The sequence below is a fragment of the Sphingomonas aurantiaca genome (assembly GCF_003050705.1).
In the GTDB taxonomy this organism is placed as follows: Bacteria; Pseudomonadota; Alphaproteobacteria; order Sphingomonadales; family Sphingomonadaceae; genus Sphingomonas; species Sphingomonas aurantiaca.
The window spans coordinates 91,720-112,004 of the sequence record NZ_QAOG01000009.1 but is presented as its reverse complement, the minus strand read 5'-3'; the positions used below and the strand labels follow the sequence as shown (position 1 = coordinate 112,004).

Here is a 20,285-nt window from a genome sequence, read left to right as displayed (position 1 = left end):
AGCGACATTTCGAAGCGCTTTCGATGTTTGACGATTGGTATGTCCACCAGGATATCGAATTCTGATTTCGGGCATTCGAGCCAAGCGCTGAGACCATGGCGAGAATGTCGTCCGTGTCGGCTCGCAGCGATGCGCGCGGTCCTTGCCGCGCGGTCGATCCGGCATCGGCGGGTACTTTGCGCCCGGCCGGTTCTGCGCAGAAGACCTGTCCCAGGCCCCTATCCGTCCCTGCAGGAGAGCGCGGCCGTCAAGGGCGAAGCGCGCGCCACATCCTCACCGGCGAAGCGGTCGTCACGCTCGTCGCGTGAAACCCTTGTCGCGAGCGGAAAAATAGAAGACTGTGACCGCAGGGGACCGGTGACCTGGGAGGGGCGCCACCGCGATGTATAGGGGAGCAAGGGCATCGGCTGTCCTGACCGCCAGCGTGGCGGGGTACAGTCGAACCTGAGTGCCGAGCTGGGGTGCGACGACATGACAGGTTCGACGGCCATCGTGCTTTGCGATGGCTGCATGCGGGTAAGCGACGGCAAGGATTGCTGGTTCAAGGATTGCCGGTCCAAGAATTGCCCGTCCAAGAATTGCCGGTCATCGTCACGATGCAGGGGTTAGGACGGATGGCGCGCGTGCGCCGTTCCGGCTGTGGTACCGTTGTCGCGGCCGGTCTGGCGCTGGCTGCCGCACCGGTCTCGGTACCGGTCTATGCCCAGCGTACGCCGCCGGCGACGCAAGGATCGCTGGTGGTCGATCCGCAGCAGGGCGCGACGCCGCGACCGCTGCCACCCTCGCCGGCTTTGCCCACGCCCTCCGTTCCGACGCCGGTGACCGTGTCACCCATGCCTGCGCCGGCAGTCGAGCTGGCGGTGCCGAGCGCGCCGATCGCGCGGACGTCGAGCGGCTCGTACGGGCCACCATCGCCCGTCCGGGGGACGCCGCGTCTCGGGGCCTGGGCACAGGGCGTACCCGGCGGGCTGCCGGCGCCGAGCCAGGATCCGTTGCACATCGATCCGACCGCGGATCCCATCCTGCAACTGGCGCACGCGCAATCGCCGCTCGCGACCTTCCAGCAGGTGATCGGCGAGGCGGTCGCGCGCAACCCGTCGCTCGACGAGGCGATCGCGCAGGCGGACGAGGCCAAGGGCGTCCGCGGCGAGGCGCGTGCGCGCGCGCTGCCTACCGCCGACCTGTCGATCTCGACGTTCCGGATCATCGATCGGGCGTTTTCCAACGATCCCAACAACGTCCTCGAACGCTCGCGTCCCAGTCATCGCACCGACGGGTTGCTGCGTGTCCAGCAGCCGCTGATCGATTTCGGCGCAAGTCTCAGCCGGATCCGCTCGAGCGAAGCGCGACTGAACGCGGCGCGCGTCGGCATCGAGGATATCGGGACGCAGATCGCGTTGCGCGCCGTCTCGGCCTGGTACACGGTTTATGGCTACCGCGTGCTCGTCCGGCTGGGCGAGGCGTTTGCGACCAGCCAGCGCAGCCTGCGCAGCAGCATCGAGGATCGCATCCTTCAGGGTGCGGCCGCGCCGGGCGACGTGGCGCAGGTCGACAGCTATATCGCATCCTCGGATTCGCAGCTGGCCGAGTTCCGGCGTCAGCTGGCCGGCGCGGAGGCGCAATATGCCGCCGTCATCGGGCATGCACCGCCCGCCGCGCTGGCGCGCGCGCCCGAGCCGTCGCTCGCCGGCATCGGCACCGCGAGCCTGGTCGCCGATATCGATACGCTGCCCGCGATCCGCGCCGCCAAGCTCGGCGCCGATGCGGCGCGCTCGGACGTCCGCGCGGTCAAGTCCGATCTGCTGCCGCAACTGTCCGGCGGGATCGATGCCGGACGCTACGGGATCATCGAGACCGCGCGCGACTACGACATTCGCGGCAGCCTCACGCTCAGCATGCGGCTGGGCGGCGGTGGACCGCAGCGCGTCGACCAGGCGCAGGCGCGCGCCGACGGCGCCGACGCACGTCTGCGCCGGACCCGGATCGATTCGCAACGCGATGCCGAGATCGCGCTGGCCGACGTGACCGCGTTGCAGGACGCGCAGGCTGCGATCGAGGGTAATTATCTGGCCAGCCGCCGTGCACGCGACGTGCTGGCGGAGCGGTTCCGCGTGTCGCGCGGGACGCTGTTCGACCTGCTGGGCGCCGAGAGCAATTATTTCGGCGTCGCCGCCCGCTATGTGCAGACCGTGATCGAGCTCGACACCGCGCGCTATGCGCTGCTCGCCCGGACCGGCCGGCTGCTGTCGGCCCTGGCCATCCAACCTGCCGCGCTGGAACCCCGATGACTGATCACCACGACCGGCCCCATCACGACCTGATCGAGCATCCGCGGCCGCGCTTCGCGCCGTGGCTGGTCGAGCCGATGCTGCGCAACAAGGGCACCTATCTTAAGGTCGCGCTGGCGGCTGCGATGATCAATATCTTCGGACTGATCACGTCGCTGTTCACGATGACCGTGTACGACCGTGTCGTTCCCAACAACGCCTTCTCCTCGCTGATCGCGCTGTCGATCGGGCTGGCGATCGTGGTGGTGTTCGATTTCGTGCTGCGGGTGCTGCGCGCCTATTTTACCGATCTGGCAGGCGCCGATATCGATCACGACATTGGCGGGCGGGTGTTCCGTCGGCTGGTCGCGATCCGGCTCGATCAGAAAAAGGGATCGACCGGTGCGCTGACCGGCATGATGCGCGAGCTCGAGACGCTGCGCGACTTCTTCGCATCGGCCACCATGACCGCGTTGGTCGATGTGCCGTTCATCGTCATCACGTTGATCTTCATTGCGATTCTTGGCGGTGCGGTGGTGTGGGTGCCGCTGGCGGCGATTCCGATCGTCGTCGGGGCGGGCTGGCTGACCCGCCCCGCGCTCGACCGGTTGTCGGCGCGCGCGATGAGCGAAGGGCTGACCAAGCAGAGCGTGCTGGTCGAGACCGTGGGCGCGCTCGAAATGGTCAAGACCAGCGGTGCGAGCCGTCTGCTCGGCCAGCGCTGGACCAGGGCCAACCAGCAGCATTCGGACAGTTCGACGCGCCAGCGTCTGGTCTCGACGATCGCGACGACGGTCGCGGCCTCGGCGAACACGCTGGCCTATGCGGGGACCGTCGTCGTCGGCGTGTTCCTGATCGCCGATCACCAGCTGACCACCGGTGCGCTGGTGGCGTGTTCGATCCTGTCGGGTCGCGCGGTGCAGCCGCTGGCGACGATCGCGGCGCTGCTGTCGCGGCTGTCGGCGACGCGCACCGCGTACAAGCAGATCGACGCGATGATGGAGACGGGGTCCGAAGAGCCGCGCGGTACCGCGCTCAAGCCCGCCCGCTTCGATGGCCGGATCGAGCTGCGCGGCGTCGCGTTCCGCTATCCGGGCGCGGCCGAAAAGACGTTCGACGGGCTCGACCTGGTCATCCCGGCAGGACAGCGCGTGGCGCTGCTGGGCAAGGTCGGATCGGGCAAGTCGACGATCGCGCGGCTCATCCTCGGTCTCTACCAGCCGCAGGAAGGGCTGGTGATGATCGATGGCACCGACATCCGCCAATATGATCCGCACGCGATGCGATCGCTGATCGGCACCGCGTTGCAGGAGAGCGTGCTGCTCAGCGGTTCGGTGCGCGAGAACATCACGCTCGGCCGTCCCGGGGTCGACGATGCCGAGATGCTGCGCGTCGCCGAGCTGACCGGCACGCATGGCTTTATGGGGCGGATCGCCAATGGCTATGACCTGGTGCTCGCGGATCGCGGCGAAGGCCTGTCGGGTGGCCAGCGCCAGTCGATCAGCCTTTCCCGCGCGCTGGCCGGCCGGCCGCAGCTGCTCGTGTTCGACGAACCCACCAGCGCGATGGACCAGACGACCGAGATGCAGCTGATCGACCGGCTCCAGACCGAGTTGCAGGGCCGCACCTTCGTCCTCATCACGCACCGGCCTGCGCTTGTCCGGCTGGTCGACCGCATCATCGTCGTCGAGGCGGGCAAGATCGTCCAGGACGGACCGCGCGACGCCGTCCTGCAATCGCTCCAGCGTCCCCGCACTGCGGCCTGAGTATCAAATCCATGTCCGATACGCATCTCGAAGACCTTGCCGATCGCATCAAGCCCAAGGCGGTATCGAACCTGCTGCTGTGGCTGATTATCGGCTTCATCGTCGTCTTCATCGCCTGGGCCAGCATCGTAAAGCTCGATCGCACCGTCCACGCGCCCGGTCGCGTCGTGCCGAGCAGCCGGTTGCAGGTGCTCAGCAATTTCGAAGGCGGGGTCGTCTCGGCGATCCTCGTCCATGTTGGCGACCTCGTGAAGCGTGGCCAGCCGCTCGTCCGGCTCGACCAGACGCAGGCAGGGGCGGAATTCGGCAGCAGCGAGATCACGGTGGGGGCGCTCAACGCGAAGATCGCGCGGTTACAGGCGGAGATCGCCGGGCGCGAGCCGGTCTATCCGGCCGCGGCCACGCCCGAGGTCGGGCAGCAGATCGGTATCGAACGCTCGCTCCATGCGGCGCGGATGAGCGAGCTGGCCAGCCTGAGCGCGGCCGGTGCGGCGCGTGCCGCGCAAGCCGAGCGCGCGGTCGCCGAAGCGCGATCCGCCTATGCCTCGCGGGTATCGGCGCGCGACTCTGCCAAGCGCCAGCTCGAGATGATCCGCCCGCTCGTCGACCGCGGGATCGAGCCGCAGCTGACGCTGATCCAGCTGGAGAACAGCGCCGCGGTCGCGGGAACCGATGCGGCGCAGGCCTCGGCCGCGATCGCGCGCGCGCAATCCGCGGTCGCCGAAGCGCGGGCGAGCCTGGCGCAGGTGCGCAGCAGCTGGCGCGCGCAGGCGGGGACCGATCTTGCCGCGGCGCAATCCGAAATGGCGTCGCGCCAGCGCTCGATGCCGGCACTCGCGGCCAAGCTCGGGCGTTCGACGGTCGCCTCCCCGGTCGATGGCCGGGTCAATCGCGTGCTCGTGTCGACGGTGGGCAGCAGCATCGGTGCGGGCCAGCCGATCGTCGAAGTGGTGCCCAGCGCCGAGACGCTGACCGTCGAGGCGCTCGTCAGCCCCAAGGATATCGCTGCCGTGCGGATCGGTCAGCGCGCGCGCGTCAATATCACCGCGTATGAATCGGGCGTCTATGGCGGCATGGACGGCCGCGTCCTGACCATCTCCCCCGACGCCACGGTCGAGGAACGCACCGGCGAGAGCCATTACACCGTGCGCGTCCGGGCCGATGCGCAGAACTTCCGCGGCCCCGAAGGCCAGCGGCTGGTGATCGGTCCGGGCATGACCGCGGACGTGAACCTGATCGGCGATAAGCGCTCGATCATGGCCTATATTCTGACGCCCTTCACCCGGTTGCGCGAAGAGGCGCTCCGCGAATAGCGCGACGCGCCTAACGATCGCTTGCGCGATTTAGGCTTTCCTTATGCGCCAAAGCTGACACGTTCGTCATGCTGCCGTCATGTAATGACGATAGGCGCATGAAATTGCGAGATTTTGCGCACAGGGGCGTAGAATCGCGTGGCGTAATCGGGGGGATCGGTTGTGAGTGGATTTGCCGCAGGGAATGTCGTTGTCTATCGGGTCGGGACTGGCGCGACCGCGCTGTCGAATGCAACCGCAGCGGTATTCCTCGACGAATATACGACGGCCGGGGTCCTGGTTCAGTCGATCGCGCTGCCGACCGCCGACACCAGTGCGGGGGGGATCACCAACCAGACGCTGACCGCGATCGGCAATTCGGCGCTGGAAGGCCTTCTCACGCGCAGCGCCGATGGCCGTTTTCTGATGCTGACCGGGTATGACACCGCGGTGGCGACGACCAATGCCGCTGCGCTGTCGGCCACGACCGGGCGAGTCATCGGCCGGGTCGGCGTCGATGGGCTTGTCGACACGTCGACATCGGTGGCTATCGGTTCGGGCAACGTCCGCGGCATCGCGAGCGAGACGGGCGCGACCTTCTATGTCAGCACGTCGACGACCGGCGTTTCCTACGGGACGTTCGGCACCGCGACGGTCACCCAGCTCAACACCAGCGCGACCGGCCCGGTCAATGTCCGCGGGCTCGGCCTCTATGGCGGCCAGCTTTACGAAAGCACGATGTCGGGGAGTTTCCGGATCGCGACCGTAGGGAGTGGCGAACCGACGACCGCGGGGCAGACCATCACGAACATCGCCAGCGACGGCTCGGCGACCTCGCCCAACGCGACCGCCGCGGCACCCGGCGCCTTCTTCTTCGCCGATCTCACCACCGCGGTTGACGGTGTCGACACGCTGTACGTTGCCGACAGCCGGTCGGGCGGCGGGCTGTTCAAATATTCGCTCGTCGGCGGGCTGTGGACCGCGAACGGCTCGATCGTCGATAGCGGGCTGACCGGCCTGACGGGGGCGATCAATGGCGGCACGGTGACTCTGTTCGGCACGACCGGCACCGCGCTCGACCTGTTCAGCGATATGACGGGCTATAACGGCATCCTGACGGGCGGCAGCACGCGGCTTGCCACCGCCGCGACCAACACGGCGTTTCGCGGAGTCGCCTTCGCACCGCAGGCCGCCGTCGCAAACGAGACGATCGCGCTGCAGACCACGGCGATCAGCCAAGGCGAAGGCACCGGCACCGATACCGTCTACACCGTCACGCTGACTCGGACCGGCAGCACCGCCGCGGCCGCCTCGGCGAGCTATGCGGTCATCGCGGGCGGCACCGCGGATGCGGCCGATTTCGTCGGTCCGACGACCGGGACCGCGACGTTTGCGGTCGGGCAAAGCAGCACGACGGTGACGATCACGGTCGCGGGCGACACGCTGGTCGAAGGCAACGAAACGTTCGTGCTCGCGCTCTCCTCGCCGAGCACGGGCTATGACGTCAGCCCGGCCACGCTGACCAACACGATCCTGAACGACGATTCCGCGTTCGCGATCGCCGCAGGCAGCGCCAGCGAAGCCAGCGGCAGCATTCCGTTCGTCGTCACGCGCAGCGGCGATCTCAGCCAGGCGGCCACCCTGTCCTATGCGGTGTCGCTGGCCGCCGGCGATACCGCCACGGCGAGCGATTTCGCGGGCGGCACGCTGCCCACGGGCGAGGTGACGTTCGCCGCCAACGCCTCCACCGCGACGATCCTGGTCCCGATCGCCGACGATAGCGTCAGCGAACCGGACGAGACCTTCACCGTCACGCTGTCGGGCGCAGGCCAGACGATCACCACCGCGACTGCGACCGGTACGATCACCAACGATGACCTGCCCGGGCTGTCGATCGCCAACGCCTCGATCATCGAGGGCGATGCCGGCACGAGCGTGCTGGTGTTCACCGTCACCGCGAGCGCGCCCGCCCCCACCGGCGGGATCAGCTTCCAGGCGGCCACGTCGGACGGCACCGCGTCCGCGGGCAGCGACTATGTCGCGCTGGCCGGCAATTTCACCATTGCGGCGGGTGCCACCAGCACCACCGTCAGCATCGTGATCAACGGCGATACGGTGTTCGAACGTAACGAAACGCTGCTGGTGACGCTGACCAACCCGACCAATGCGATCATCGCGGGCGGACAGGCGACGGGGACGATCGCCAATGACGACGCGGTGCCGGCAACCGCGTCGATCTTCGCGACCAATTTCGCCAATTTCGCTGCGTCGGGCTTCGCGCCGGGCGCCGTGGCGAGCAGCGGGCAGCTCGACTCCAACGTCTGGCGCGTCGTCGGCCTGTCGGACCAGACCAACCCATCCTATGGTTTTACCGGCGCCTCGGGCGGCGATTTCGGTCGCGGCCTGATCAGCGGCGATCCGGTGACCGCGGGAGTCTATACGCCGGTCAACGACCGGGCGCTGATCCTCCAGCCGACCGGTGCCGAGCTCGACGCAGGCGGCTTTATCGAGGCGCGCATCCAGAACACCAGCGGCGCGACCGCGACCAGCTTCGACATCGCGTTCGACTGGGCGTATCGCAACAATGCGACGCGCGGCGAGAGCATGCAGCTCGCCTATTCGACCGACGGCACGACCTTCACGAGCGTCGCTGCGGCCAGCTTCACGACCCCGACGACCGCGGACAACACGACCGCCAACTTCACCAACCAGAACGAGATGGTCAGCATTGCCGGCACGGTCGCCGATGGCGGCTATCTCTATCTGCGCTGGATCCATGCCGCGTCGGTCGGCAGCGGCAGCCGCGACGAGGTGGGCATCGACAATGTCGCGGTCACCGCACATCTGAGCACCGATCCCACCGCCGCGATCAGCAACATCAGCGTCGTCGAGGGCGATGGCGGCGCGACTGCCGCGGTCTTCACCGTCACCCGCTCGAACGGCATCGGCGCTGCGAGCGTCGATTACGCCACCGCCAACGGCACCGCGCAGGCGGGAAGCGACTATGTCGCTCAGACCGGCACGGTCACGTTCGCGGTCGGCGAGACGAGCAAGACGATCACCATCCTCGTCAACGGCGACCGGATCAACGAAGCCAACGAGACCTTCGTCGTCACTCTGACCAACCCGGTCGGCTTCGTCGTTCCCGCCCCCAGCGCGACCGCGACGATCCTCAACGACGATACCGGCCCGATCGCGATCTACGATCTCCAGGGCCTTGGCCATCGCTCGCTGTTCACCGGCCAGGTCGTCACCACCAGCGGCGTCGTCACCTCGGTGCGCAGCAACGGCTTCTACATCCAGGATCCGAACGGCGACGGCAATGACGGCACGTCGGATGCGATCTTCGTCTCGACGGGGACGACCGCGCCGACGGTATCGGTCGGCAATGCGATCACGCTGTCGGGGACGGTCGCCGAATTCGCGTCGGCCACGACCAACCTGACGATCACGCAGCTCAACAGCCCGACCGCGATCACGGTCACCAACGGGTCGGTCGCGTTGCCGGCCGCGGTGCTGATCGCGACCGACGGCACCGGCCGCGCGCCGCCCACCCAGGTGATCGATGACGATCGCCTCACCAGTTACGACCCGACCACCGACGGCGCCGATTTCTATGAATCGCTCGAAGGGATGCGCGTCACCGTGCGCGCACCGCGGGTCGTCGCCGACACCAATGCCAATGGCGAGACCTATGTCGTCGCCTCGCTGGGCGCGGGCGCGACCGGGCTTAACAGCCGGGGCGGCATGACGATCTCGGCAGGCGACGTGAACCCCGAGACGATCAAGATCTATCAGGGCACGGCCGCGGCAGGCGCCTATCATCAGGGCGACACGTTGAACGACGTGACCGGCATCGTGAATTACTTCGGGGGCGAATATGAAGTCGACCCGATCGGCACGGTCAGCGCCGCGACCAGCGCTGCCCCCCTGCCCCGCGAAACGACCACCCTGGTCGGGACCGTGTCGGGGCTGAGCTATGCCAGCTTCAACCTGGAGAATCTGGCGCCCGTGGCGACGCGGGCGACCGGCGATACCGACGTCACCTATGCCGCCAAGCAGGCGATCGTAGATGCGCGGTTCACCACCCATGCCAACGAGATCGTCAACGCGCTGCATAACCCCGACATCATCGGCGTGCAGGAGGTCCAGGACGCCGATGGCGAGAATGCGGGCACCGACCTGTCGGGTGCCGCGACCGCGCAGAAGCTGATCGACGCGATCGCCGCCGCGGGCGGCGCGACCTATCGCTATGTCGAGGTCGCGCCTACCGCGACCAACACCAGCGGCGGGGCCCCCAACGGCAACATCCGCAACGGCTTCCTCTTCAACACCGAGCGGGTGAGCTATGTCGAGGGATCGACGACCGCGATCCAGGCCGAGGCCTATGCCGGCACGCGCAAGCCGGTCGTGGCCGATTTCGTGTTCAACGGGCAGGTGTTCACCGCGATCGACATGCACTCGACGTCGCGCGGCGGGTCGGACGCGCTGTACGGCGCGAACCAGCCCCCCAACAACGCCGGCGACGCCGCGCGCACCGCGCAGGCGACCGCGGCCAAGGCCTATGTCGATGCGCTGCTCGCGCGCGATCCGTCGCATCAGTTCGTCGTCAACGGCGACTTCAACGGCTTCTACTACGAGACCGCGCTGCAGACGCTGGCACCGGCCGGCAATAGCGGTGCCTTGTCCAACCTGATCTACAAACTGCCCGTCGAGGAACGCTACACCTATTATTTCGACGGCTATTACCAGTCGTTCGACAACGTCATCGTCTCGACCGGGCTGTATGCGGGATCGAGCTTCGACATCGTCCACTATAATGCGGGCTATAATGACGGGCTGTCGACGACCGATCACGACCAGGCGCTGGCGCTGATCGGGATCGCACGCACGGGTACCGGCCCGGCCGTCGCGGTCGCCGACGGGTTCGCGATCACCGCGATCTCGATCTATGGCGGCACCGTGCTCGCCAACGATACGGGCGGCGATCCGTCGCTCGGCGTCATCGCGCTGAACGGCAGTGCGTCGGGCGTCGACCAGTCCGTGCGCCTGTCCTCGGGCGCGCTCGTCACGCTGCTGTCGGGCGGCACCTTCTCCTACAACCCGGACGGCGCGTTCAGCGCGCTGGCGGCGGGTGCGACAACCACCGACAGCTTCACCTACACGATCAGCGGCGGGTCGACCGCCACCGCGACGGTGACGATCACCGGCATCGCGACCCCTGCGCCCGACAGTGCCGGCCATATCGCCGGGACCACCGGCAACGACAGCTATGGCGGCACGCAAGGTGCCGATTATTTCGACCTGTCGAACGGGGGCGTCGATCGCGTGAGTGGCGGCGCCGGCGCGGATGCCGTCTTCTTCGGGGCCGCGCTGACCGGCGCGGACCGCATCAACGGCGGTTCGGGCATCGATCAGGTCGGCATCCAGGGTGAGTATACCGGCGCCAACCGCCTCGTGCTGACCGCCACGACGCTCAACGATGTCGAGATCCTCGCGGCGCTGCCGGGCTCCAGCTACGACATCGTCCTCAACGACGGCGTCATCGGCGATACCCGGACATTCACCGTCTTCGGCACGAATCTGGAGGCGGGCAACGCCTTTACCGTCGACGGGTCCGCGGTGAGCTCGGGGTCGCTGGTCATGTATGGCGGGCTCGGCGTCGATACCCTGACCGGGGGCGCGGGCAATGACGGCTTCCTCTTCGGCCCCGATCGCTGGGGCGCGAGCGATGTCGTCGTCGGGGGCGCCGGTACCGACCAGCTGGCGCTGGACGGCGACTACACTATCACGCTCGACAGCCGTGCGGGTGTCGAGACCGTGGCGTTGCTCGCAGGACCGATCGTGCCGGGCAGCGCGAACGACTATAGCATCACCCTCGCCGACAGCTTCGTCACGGGCGGCGCGACCAAGACGGTCTGGGGCCTGCCGCTGACGACCGACCTCATCGTCGACGGCCGCGCGGTCACCAACGGCAACCTGACGATCATCGGCGGATCGGGCAACGACACGCTGACGGGCGGCAGCGGCAACGACATCCTGTTCGGCGGAGCGGGTCGCGACACGCTGACCGGCGGGGCTGGCAACGACCGCTTCGCCTATGATGGCGCGAGCGAGTCGACGAGCACGGGCTACGACACGCTGGTCGGCTTCACCCGCGGCACGGACGTCGTCCAGGTCGCGGGCGTGGATCGCACCACCTACGGTGCCGATGTCACGGGTCGGCTCGACGATGCGAGCTTCGATACCGACCTCGGCAACGCGGTGCGTGGCAGCCTGACGAGCGGGTCGGCGGTGTTCGTCAACGCCAATGCCGGCAACCATCAGGGCGAGACGTTCCTGGTGGTCGATGCCAATGGGGTCGATGGCTATCAGGCCGGAGAGGATCTGGTCCTGCACATCGTCTCCCCCGCCGCATTCCAGGTGGGCGTGGCACCGGTCGACATGGCCGCGTTCTCCGCAGCGCTGCCGGAGATGGTCGCGGTGCACACGCTGATCGCCTGATCCCGCTTTGACCCGGTACCGCGGTTAGTGGCAACCGCGGTACCGCCGTCACAGCCGTGGCAAAAATCCGACATGTCGACATGTCGCGGCGTTACCGGAGGGCGCTTCGGGCCCTGCCGCGGGATCTAAGGGGGCGTCGGGAAGCGCGTCTCCGATCCGTCAGATCGGCGCAATGCGATGAATGAGCCCGAACGAACACCGAGCATCGAAAGGCGTGTCTGGATCATTGGCAGAAGTGTGTCGGCGCGCGCGCCGGTGACAAATATGACGAAGAAGCCTCTCCCGATCTCGTGTCCCTCGATGACGCCGGCAGGCTCTATGGCAGCGCCGATCGCGTCCTCGACATCATAGAGTTCGAACGTCCGCGTAGATTGAGAGACGGGTTATGTGACATAGATCGCCTACGATCGGTCAGGACTGGCGATCGTCACGCAAACCCTCGTTTGTGGAGCGCCCGCTACGGCAGGAAGCGCCCAGTTGCAGACATCCGCTGCAAAGGGCATCCCTACGTGGATGAGCCGATGTATGCGAATATTCTTCTGCTTCTTGCTGGGCCTCGTCGCAGTGTTCTTCGCGTTCGTCGGCGGAACGATGCCGCTCATGCTTCCCTCGCAAGCCGCGATAGACCGAGCTTACTATCAGAAGTTCAAAGCTGCCGCAGCCTACATCGAAAAGAATGGGAAGCTACCTGCAACTGAACTCGGCGGTTGGCGAAATACAGGCGATGCTGGCCTTCTGATACTATCATCACCCCAAATCCCCGACGATTGCGATCCGTCGTTCAAGAAGGCCCCCGCTGACCGTCTTATCCTGTCGTTCTGGCGAGGCGAGTGGACAGAGTGCTATGCATATCCCTCCGGTCGCACCACCTTGCCGATGAGTGTCCAAGCCTACCTGTTATCCGGCGTGGGCATGAACGTCGTCATCTACTGGCTTCTCGCGGCGGGTGCGGCTTGGGGCGCGATCCGTTTGCGGCCGCGAAGAGGCGCATTAGTGCTGTCGCCAGCGGACGGCAGCTAAACACCACGTCCGGCCGTTCCCGTGCGCCAAGGGCTTAGCGTACGATTCCGAACATCCTCTCACCGCTCCCCGCATAGGGCGGGCACGAAAACGGCTGGCCGAAACGCGTGATCGATTGGGCCGATGCCAGCGACGCGTCTCACAAGGGCGTTGACGAAGCGCTTATGTCCGGCGTTCGTGACGTCGGGGCCGGCACCGTGCGCGCCGGCTATGGTTATACCGTGCCGAAACGAAAATGGCCGACGCGATCGGTATCGCGCCGGCCATTCCTGTTAGTCGCGCAGCGATCAGGACGTGGTGAACGCTCCGTCGCTGGTCGTGCGGGTGCCCGTCTCTGCGGCGCCTGCCGCGATCTTCTGGACCGCGGGGCGGACCCAAGGCTTGCGGGTCGTCGACGTCGTGCTGGTCTTGGTCATGTGTAGCTCCCGTGTAGTGATTACGACTGTAGTGATTACGGCAGAATAACGGAAGGCGGCGTCAGGTCGCTGACCGCTGCCAGATGCAGAACAAGATCGGTGCCAGCCTGATACCCGGCAACACCGTCGGTGTTAAGGACCATGAAGGTCTCGCCTGCATGATTACCCGAGGTTGCAGTGAACGTCACTGCCGCATTGCCGCCGATATTGCCAAAGGCTGCCGCGAGGTCATCGTTGAACGTGGCATCGTCCAGTCGACCGTTCTGACCGGCGGTGAACACGTCATAGCTCTGACCATTAACCTGGATCGTGTCTTCCCCGCCCGTGAAGCCGAACAGCGTATCGTAGTTCAGGACTGCGGCACCGTTGCTGCCGACCGTGACGTTCGAGTCCGCCGCGGAGTTGAACAGATAGGCGTCGTTGCCGGCCCCGCCCGAGAGCAGGTCGCGACCGAGGCCACCGAACAGCGTGTCGTTGCCCGTGCCGCCAAACAGCGTGTCGTTCCCGGATCCTGCGATAAGGCGCAGCATCCCGTTGGTTTCCTGGCTGCCGTCGATGACGAGGTTGGCCGCGACCGGGCCCATCTGGTCCTGGAAGCTGGTCACCGCAGTGATCGTCTTGGTGGCGCCCGCGGCCACCCAGCTGTCATCGACGAAGATGGTGCCATAGCTGTTGGTCGTGCCGTTCGCGCCGCGCAGCAGCGCCACGATCTCGACATCGGCATTGGTGCCGCTCAGCGTCAGGTTGCCGGCAAAGCCGTCGAGCCCGAGCTGGTCGATCCCCGCGCCACCGACCACGACGTCACCCGACCCGAACCGCTCGGGCCCGAAGAAGAACGCATCGCTGCCAGCGCCGCCCGTCAGCGTGTCCGTGCCGGCACCGCCGAACATCAGGAACGAACCGTCGGTTTCCGCCGAACCGTTGAAGGTCAGGCTGTCGGCCTGGGCGAGATTGCCCCCGAACACCGTGAACACCTGACCCGCGCCGACCCCGGCATCGTTCCAGGCGATGTCGTAGTTGCCGCCTGCCAGCGTCGCGAGAACCTCGACGTTGCTGAGCGTCCCCGCCTCCAGGACGAGCCGGTTGGCACCGGTATAGTTGCCCTGGAGCCCGACCTGGTCAGTGCCTTCGCCGGCATCGATCCGGTCGGCGCCGGTCAGCATCGCGCCCGCCAGGATCGCGTCGTTCCCCGCACCCGTCGACAGCGTCACGGCACCCGTCTTCCCCGACAGGTCGAAGAAGTCGGAACCACCCGTGCCCAGCGTCAGCACGACGCCGTTGGCGAAGCGATAGCGCTCGACATTGTCGAACAGGCCAACCTCGTCGGACCCGTCGGTGCGAAGGAAGGTAGCCGACGTCGCCCCCGGCTGCGTGATGCTATAGTCGTTGTAGTTACCCAGAAGCACCGCGGTGTCGGTACCCGCACCGCCATTGACGGTGTTGATGCCGGCCCCGCCTGCCAGCGTGTCGTCGCCGTCGCCGCCATTGAGGATATTGGCGCCTGCATCGCCGGTCAGCGTGTCGTTGAACGCGGACCCGGTCAGGTTCTCGATGCCGCTAAGCGTGTCTGAGCCCGCTCCGGTCGCCTGTGCGGTGGTCAGGCCGAGGTTCACCGTCACGCCGGCCGTCGCATCGCTGTAGCTGGCCGTGTCGTTCCCGACGCCGCCGATCAGGATGTCGTCGCCCGCACCACCGCGCAGCACGTCGTTGCCATCCCCGCCGTCCAGCGTGTCGTTGCCAGCCAGGCCGATCAGCACGTCGTTGCCGCCTGCACCGCTGAGAACGTCGTTGCCCGTGGCACCGGTAATCGTCTCGTCCTCGGCAAAGCCCGTCAACGTCAGCGCGCTGATAAAGCCATCGAAGTTGAACGCCGTGAACCCGCCCGTATAGCCGTTGGTGATCGTGAAGACCGTCACGAAGCCGTTGGTCACGCCCGCGCCGTCGCGATCGGTCTGCATCAGCAGGTCGCGTCCCGACTGGACGAGGCGCAGATGGCCGCTGGCAAACGCGTTGCTGTTGGCGGTGTAGCCGGTCAGCCCCAGATTGAGGAAGCTGGTCAGCTCGAACTTGTCACCGGTGTTGCCGCGTTCGAAGTCGGTGACGCGGTTGCTGCGGGCGGTGGTCGCCACATCCGTCGACGCCCCCGCCGAGGCACCCACGCCGAGCTGGATGATGTCGGCGCCGGTGCCCAGCGTCAGCACATAATTGTTGACGGTGGTCGCACCGCGCATGCTGATGCTCACGATGTCGTCGCCGGAGCCGGCGTTGATCGTGGCACTGGCGACGCCGGTCAGGACGATACGGTCGTTGCCCGCACCGCCATCGACGGTAACGACATCGATGTTGCGATCGTTGGAGGTCGCCCCCAGCGCGAGGTAGGTCGACCCCGACAGGCCGGCAACGTTCGTCGCCAGCGCGGTCGACAGCGTGCCGCCGCGCAGTTCGATGAAGTCGTCGCCGTCGCCGCCGTCCATGGCGATGTTGGTCGCCGCGTTCACGGTGCCGGCGGTGGTCGTGTTGGCGCGGGTCACCAGGATGCTGTCGTTGCCGCCATAGCCGAACAGCGAGTCCGTCTGCGTCAGCGTGCCCGTGGTGGTGGCGACCGCATTGTCGGTGATCAGGTTGAAGTCGTCATTGCCGCGCAGCGTGTCGCCATAGCCCGAGCCGGTCAGATACTCGATCCCGACCAGCGTATCGATGCCTTCGCCGCCCGTATCCTGTGCCGCGCCCTGGATCCGGAGATCGACGGTCACGCCCGAGGTCGAGTTCGCGTAGGTCGCGGTATCCAGCCCCTCACCGCCGATCAGCGTGTCGTTGCCGAGCCCGCCCGACAGCGTGTCGTTGCCGTACCAGCCATCGAGGACGTCGTCGCCCGCATTGCCGACCAGCGTGTCGAGCGTGCCGCCGCCGCGCACGACGTCGTTGCCGATGCCACCGCGGAAGATCACGCGCTCGACGCTGGTGAACGACCCCGCCGCCACGCCATCGATCGTGATCGCGCTGTTGCCGGCCAGGTTGCCGAGGTCGAAGCTTACGCCGCCCGCACGGTCCGTGTAATAGGCATAAGCGAGATCGGTGCCGTCGCCACCGTCGAACGTGTCGTTGCCGCCGTCGTTGGTGAAGACCGCGCTCAGCCCGGCGCTGCTGCCATTGGCGATGCCGCCGACCAGAGTGTCGTCGCCATCGCCACCGCGCAGGATGTCGTTGCCCATGCCGCCGACGAGGACGTCGTTGCCCGCACCGCCCTCGAGCACGTCGTTGCCGTCGGCCGCGATCGCCCCGGTGTTGAACGTGTTGACATAGTCGCCGAACAGCACGTCGTTGCCGGCACCGCCGATCAGGACGTCCGAGAGACCGCCGCCGACCATGAAGTCAGCGACCGCGCCGCCAACCAGGCGGTTGGCCGAGGTGCTGCCGCCGATGAGGCTATTGGTGAAGGTCGACGCGCCGATGACGACTTCGATGTCACGCAGCGAGTCGCTGCCGCCAGAGGTACCGATCGTCTGCGCGGCGGTGATGTTGAGGTTGACCGAGACGCTCGAGGTCGAGGCGGAATAGTCGACCGTGTCGAAACCGCCGGCGCCGTCATAACTGTCGTTGCCGCCGCCATCGTAGAAGACGTTGCTGATGGCGTCGCCCGTGATCGTGTCGGCGCCCGAGCCGGTGCGGACATTCTCGAAGCCGAGGATGGTGTCGTTGCCGACGCCCGTGTTCTGGGCGGTCAGCGTCGCGAGGTTGACCGTTACCCCGGTCGCCCCGCTGAACGCCACGGTGTCGACGCCCGCCCCGCCGACGAGATAGTCGTCGCCGAGGCCGCCTTCGATCACGTTGGCGTTGGCGTCGCCGTTCAGGATGTCGTTGCCGGCCGAGCCGGTCAGGTTCTCGATGTTGCGCAAGGTGGCGATCGCGACCCCCGCAAGCGTCGCGACCCCGTCCGCGTCGCCGTTCAGCGACGCCATGACCCCAGCCGGATATCCAGCGAAGGACGCGGTGTCGGAGCCGGTGCCACCGTCGAGCACGTCGACGGTGCCGCCCGCATTTGCGCCCGGATTGAGCGTGTCGTCGCCCGCGCCACCGGTCAGGACGTTCTCGCTGGCATCGCCCGTCAGGCTGTCGTTGAACGCGGAGCCCAGCAGGTCCTGGAACCCGGTGAGCGTGTCCATCCCGGCGCTGCCGGTGTCCTGCGCTGCGCCTTGCAGCGCGAGGCTGACCGTCACGCCGGCCGCGGACCCCGCATAGGAGGCGGTGTCGTCGCCTGCCCCGCCGATCAGCGTGTCGTTGCCAAGGCCGCCTTCGATGACGTTGGCGTTGCCGTCGCCGATCAGCGTGTCGTTATATTGCGACCCGATCAGGTTCTCGATGCCGGACAGCGTGTCCGACCCTGCCGCGACCGTGTTCTGCATGCTGCCCTGTGCGTTCAGGTCGACCGTCACACCCGTGGTGGAGCCGCCGCTGAACGCGGTTGCGAACGACGCGGTGTCGTTGCCCGCGCCGCCGTTCAGTATGTCGTTGGCGATGGTGCCCTGCAGGAAGTCGTTGCCCTCGCCGCCGTCCGCCACGAGGCTGCTGGTGTTGGTGGCGGTGACCGTGGTGGTCACCACTGCCGCGTTCTGCAGCGAGACGTTGAGCTGATAGGTCTGCCCGGCGGTCAGCGGCTGGGCGGTGGCTGCACCATTCCAAAGCCCGACGCGGATGTAATAGGTACCCGCTGCGGCGAAGGTGTAGGTCAGATAGGCGTCATCGTGACCGGGATAGCTTGCGTCGCCAGACCCGGTGTCGTTGCTCGCCAGCACGGTCCCTGCGGCGTTGACCAGCTCGATGAAGCTGTCGTCAAGCGTGCCGGGGCCGTCAATGTCGAAGATCGCCTGCGATCCCGCGACCGTCACGTCGATCCGGTAATATTCCAGCGCGCCGCCTGCTGCGGTGGCATTGATCGTCGCGTGCGGGAGGCTGGTCGCGCTCGTGATGTCGGCATTCGCGTCGACGTCATAGGCGCCGGCGGTCGCCACGGCCGTGGCGATGCTGCCGTTGTTGGTCGACTGCGGCTTGGTGATGTCGGCCTGCGACGGTGCCGAATAGGTCGTGGTGGTCGTGAAACCGCCGCCGATCAGCCGGTCGTCGCCGCCACCACCCGACAGCATGTCCGCGCCGCTGGCGCCACCGCTCAGCGTGTTGTTCTGGCTGTTGCCGATCAGGACGTCGTTGCCGATCGTGCCCTGGATGTTCTCGATGCTGCGCAGCGTGTCGGTTTCGCCGTCGTGGCTGACGATGACGTCCGCGCCGGTGTCGTTCAGCGTGACGTTGACGCCCGTGACGCCGGTGAAGATCACCGTGTCGCTGCCCGCGCCGCCGTCGAGGATGTTGTTGGCGATGTTGCCGACGAACACGTCGTTGCCCTCGCCGCCCTTCGCGTTCTCGATCAGCGACCGCGCGTCGTTGTTGTAGAGCAGCGACATCGCGATGTTGCCCGGCGCCAGTGACGTCAGCCCCTGATAGGCTAGGCTGTTGGCGAGCTGCGACTGGTCGACCGTGGAGAATTCACCCGGCCGCAGGTCGATGGTGACGCCATTCGAATAGTTGCTGGCGTCGATCGTGTCGTTGCCGCCGCCGTCCCAGACGGTGAGGAAGATCTTGTTGCCCGACGGTGCGCCCTGGCCCACGCCGTTGATGAACATCTCGCCGGTCGTCTGGCTGAAGGTGTAGACGCTGTCGCCGGCATTGGTGGTGTAGTTGGCGCCGTACATGTACTGGAGCGCGGCCAGATCATATTGCATGTAGGTCTGCGGCTGGTTGATCTTTTCGCCGGCGAAGTTGCTGTTGGTGAACGGCGCCGGCGTATAGGTCATCAGCGACCAGGCCTGGCCGTCGCGATCCGGGGTCAGCGACTGCGTGCCGTAGCGCGGCGCGCCGCCGAAATAGAAGGACAGATCGCTGTTGGTATAGTCCTGATGCCCGTGCTTCAGCCCCATGGTGTGGCCGATCTCGTGCATCATGGTGGCGTACCCCCATGTGCCCTTGAAGGCGAGATCGTAATAAGGCTGGCTGGTGCGCCCGAACCAGATGTCGCCCGAGAGCCCGCGCGTGTCGGACGGGAAGTTGCCATAGGCGGATGCCACGTCCTGGTCGGCGCTCTGCGAGATGCGGATGTTGGCGTGGACGGTGTCGGTGTCGGTGATCTCGGTGAAGGTCAGCCCCGTCGCGGCCGAGAGCTGCGCGAACGAGGCGCGCGCCGCGGCCTGCTGCTGTGCACCCAGGTCGATGTGGTAGAGGCTGACGCCGTTGGTGTCGTAACCGCTGCCGTTATAGTTCGAGCCCGAGGTGGGGAAGCTGTAGGTCAGGTTCAGCGTGCCCCATTTGGAGCCGATCAGCGTCGCGTCGACGTTGCGGTTGCCCGTGAAGAAGTGGCTTCCGTCGGAATTGGTGCCGAGCGGCAGCAGCGTGCCGATATTATTGCCTTCGGGATTGGCATCGGTCGGGCTGGGGGCGTTCGCCTTGGCGTATTTCGGGTTGTCGTCGTCGTGCGAATCGTCCGCGATCGTCGGGTGGTCGATGTCCGACAGCATGTCGAGCGCACCGGGCCCCATATCGCCATCGAATGCGCCGCCATCGAACGCGCCGCTCGTCTCGCCCATCGGTGTGGCCGTGCTGTAGAAGCCGGCGTCGGTCCCATGCTCGTTTTCCGCCTGCGGGTCCCAGGAGCCGATGATTACATTGTCGACAGGCACGCTGTTGTCGAGGTCGGAAGTATTCATCAATGGTCCCCCTGAATGACACGATCGCATAGTCGTACGGTGGCAGGCGCATCATCCCGGCCAGATTCGCGCCCAACCCGCACTAATTATTACATATGTTTCATCATATGTTCACGCTGGTCAAGGACAAGCGTGGTGGGTTTGGTTGGAATTAACTAAAGATCGGTAAGAGACGCTGCCGTTGCGAGGCGGGGGCAACGAAACCTTTGAAAATAAATATTAAATTTTAGCCGCCGCGCGCGACCGGTCCCCTGCGCATCCCGCCCTG

The 20,285-nt window shown here is 66.5% G+C and carries 7 protein-coding genes; 5 read left to right on the top strand and 2 right to left on the bottom strand.

Annotated features, from left to right (window positions below):
- Positions 1–623 precede the first annotated feature (623 nt).
- The 5 genes from C8J26_RS19525 (at position 624) to C8J26_RS19505 (ending at position 12,849) form a co-directional block, all read left to right on the top strand.
- Positions 624–2,288: a TolC family protein gene (locus tag C8J26_RS19525; RefSeq protein ID WP_208631478.1), complete on the top strand. Its 1,665-nt coding sequence runs from the start codon at positions 624–626 to the stop codon at positions 2,286–2,288.
- Positions 2,285–4,033, top strand: a complete 1,749-nt coding sequence (locus tag C8J26_RS19520; protein ID WP_107960053.1) for a type I secretion system permease/ATPase — start codon at positions 2,285–2,287, stop codon at positions 4,031–4,033. The genes C8J26_RS19525 and C8J26_RS19520 overlap by 4 nt, the downstream gene beginning before the upstream one ends.
- A gap of 11 nt (positions 4,034–4,044) precedes the next feature.
- The gene (locus tag C8J26_RS19515; RefSeq protein ID WP_107960051.1) at positions 4,045–5,346 is read left to right on the top strand and encodes an HlyD family type I secretion periplasmic adaptor subunit; all 1,302 of its coding nucleotides are present in this window, start codon (positions 4,045–4,047) and stop codon (positions 5,344–5,346) included.
- A 162-nt stretch (positions 5,347–5,508) separates the two neighbouring features.
- Positions 5,509–11,829 (top strand): Calx-beta domain-containing protein, encoded by a 6,321-nt coding sequence (locus C8J26_RS19510; protein ID WP_107960049.1) that lies wholly within the window; start codon positions 5,509–5,511, stop codon positions 11,827–11,829.
- A 525-nt stretch (positions 11,830–12,354) separates the two neighbouring features.
- Positions 12,355–12,849, top strand: coding sequence for a hypothetical protein (locus C8J26_RS19505; RefSeq protein ID WP_107960047.1), 495 nt, complete (start codon positions 12,355–12,357; stop codon positions 12,847–12,849).
- Between the two features lie 287 nt (positions 12,850–13,136).
- On the opposite strand, the gene C8J26_RS21110 is transcribed toward C8J26_RS19505, so the two are convergent.
- Entirely contained in the window at positions 13,137–13,265 is a 129-nt protein-coding gene (locus C8J26_RS21110) for a hypothetical protein (RefSeq protein WP_268796179.1), read from the bottom strand.
- A gap of 35 nt (positions 13,266–13,300) precedes the next feature.
- Positions 13,301–20,017, bottom strand: a complete 6,717-nt coding sequence (locus C8J26_RS19500) for a M10 family metallopeptidase C-terminal domain-containing protein (protein ID WP_167398931.1) — start codon at positions 20,015–20,017, stop codon at positions 13,301–13,303.
- Positions 20,018–20,285: the final 268 nt, after the last annotated feature.

Bases quoted from the DNA above. Each gene is read 5' to 3' on its own strand.
- C8J26_RS19520 (WP_107960053.1), top strand. From the start codon at position 2,285: ATGACTGATCACCACGACCGGCCCCATCACGACCTGATCGAGCATCCG.
- C8J26_RS19515 (WP_107960051.1), top strand. From the start codon at position 4,045: ATGTCCGATACGCATCTCGAAGACCTTGCCGATCGCATCAAGCCCAAG.
- C8J26_RS19505 (WP_107960047.1), top strand. From the start codon at position 12,355: ATGCGAATATTCTTCTGCTTCTTGCTGGGCCTCGTCGCAGTGTTCTTC.
- C8J26_RS21110 (WP_268796179.1), bottom strand. From the start codon at position 13,265: ATGACCAAGACCAGCACGACGTCGACGACCCGCAAGCCTTGGGTCCGC.
- C8J26_RS19500 (WP_167398931.1), bottom strand. From the start codon at position 20,017: ATGAATACTTCCGACCTCGACAACAGCGTGCCTGTCGACAATGTAATC.